Here is a 1,107-nt window from a genome sequence, read left to right on the forward strand (position 1 = left end):
AGGGGGACCCGTCGTGACCCACATCAATGTCCTCGACCCGGGCGCATCGCCGCTCGACTACTACGGCTTCGAGTTGCGGCGCTACCGCGAAGAGGGCGCTCTCACGCAGAAGCAACTCGGCGACATCATCAGCTACACCGGCTCCCTGGTCGGTCAGATCGAGACCGCAAGGAAGCTGCCGACCCAGGACTTCAGCGAGCGGGTGGACGCGGCACTCGGCACCGGCGGGCATCTGTCGCGCCTGCTGGAGCTCGTCCTGCGGAGCCAACTCCCCGCGTGGTTCCGGGAGGTGGCCGCGCTCGAGGCCAAGGCCACCGAGATCTGCACCTTTCACACGCACCTTGTGCACGGACTCCTGCAGACCGAGGCGTACGCGCGCGCCGTGCTGGGCGTCTTGGACTCCAGCGATCTCGACGACCGTACGGCGGTCCGGCTCGCCCGCCAGCGCATCCTGGAGAAGGAGGAACCACCGGTGCTGTGGGTCATTCTCGGCGAGGCCGCGCTGCGCCAGGAGATCGGCGGCCGGGGCGTCATGCGCGGCCAACTGTCGCGGCTGTTGGTCTACGAGGCCGACCCGAAGGTGAACGTCCAGGTGCTGCCGTACTCGGCCGGAGCCCATGCGGGAATGCAGGGTTCGTTCGACCTCTTCCGCCTCCCGAGCGACCCGCCCATCATCTACACCGAGGGCTACGGGACGGGTCACCCGACCGCCAACCCGCGGACGGTCAAGGACGGTTCGCTCCGTTACGATCATCTCCAGGCCGCCGCCCTGTCCCTCCAGGACTCGGCGAAGCTGATCCGGCGCGTGATGGAGGAAAGCTATGGGGAGCAAACCGAACCCGACCGGGACGCGGTGGCGTAAGTCCAGCTACAGCGGTGACCAGGGCGGCTCCTGTGTAGAGATCGCCGAAGCCCCCTGCGCCACCACCATCGCCATCCGTGACTCCAAGAACCCCGAGGGGCCCGTGATCTCCTTCGCGCCCGGCGCCTTCACGGCCTTCGTGGCGGCTGCCGGGCGAGAAGAATTCCGAGCGCGCTGACTGGACGGCCTTGCCAGGGGGAGGCAGGGGCAGGGCGTAGGGGGGAGTCGCCCCTGCCTCCCTGGCA

2 protein-coding genes are annotated in these 1,107 nt (G+C 68.6%); both read left to right on the forward strand.

Annotation, left to right across the window (positions count from 1 at the left end):
• Positions 1 to 13: 13 nt before the first annotated feature.
• Complete coding sequence (locus ACZ5CR_RS46820) at positions 14 to 862, forward strand: helix-turn-helix domain-containing protein (protein ID WP_468870158.1); 849 nt, start codon at positions 14 to 16, stop codon at positions 860 to 862.
• Positions 822 to 1,040 carry a DUF397 domain-containing protein gene (locus ACZ5CR_RS46825; protein WP_468870156.1) on the forward strand — a complete coding sequence of 73 codons (219 nt, stop codon included), beginning with the start codon at positions 822 to 824 and terminating at the stop codon, positions 1,038 to 1,040. The genes ACZ5CR_RS46820 and ACZ5CR_RS46825 overlap by 41 nt, the downstream gene beginning before the upstream one ends.
• Positions 1,041 to 1,107 lie beyond the last annotated feature (67 nt).

It is taken from the genome of Streptomyces sp. NPDC031274, assembly GCF_055570235.1.

Coding starts and splice junctions, on each gene's coding strand:
- ACZ5CR_RS46825 (WP_468870156.1), top strand. CDS start 822: ATGGGGAGCAAACCGAACCCGACCGGGACGCGGTGGCGTAAGTCCAGC.